The 290-nt window shown below is 42.8% G+C and carries 1 protein-coding gene; it reads right to left on the bottom strand.

Annotated elements, in window-relative coordinates; genetic code table 11:
* Positions 1-290: hypothetical protein (locus tag ASJ81_RS22930; RefSeq protein ID WP_212556100.1), on the bottom strand; the 290-nt coding region annotated here is incomplete at both ends.

Here is a 290-nt window from a genome sequence, read left to right as displayed (position 1 = left end):
GGGAGAGGAATATGAAAATATATACCTCTAGTTGCGTTAACCTGCCGAAGCTAGGTTTTATAGTATATATTTCCGTTTTTTCGTCTTCATATGACTCACCTTTCCCGGCATAATATACTATTTTTGAACCGTCCGGAGACCATATCTGTGACTGTTTTGACTGAGTTTGATGAGCAATTAATCCGGGCCGAAAGCTGGTCAGACCTTTACCGACCTTTCCGATGTCAATATAGTAGTCAATGTCAGCTGGTCCGTGCGCACAAACTGCTATTTTTGACGCGTCAGGTGAC

It is taken from the genome of Methanosarcina spelaei (genome assembly GCF_002287235.1).
Classification (GTDB): Archaea; Halobacteriota; Methanosarcinia; order Methanosarcinales; family Methanosarcinaceae; genus Methanosarcina; species Methanosarcina spelaei.
The sequence above is the reverse complement of the archived record's forward strand: the minus strand, read 5'-3'. Positions and strand labels throughout refer to the sequence as shown.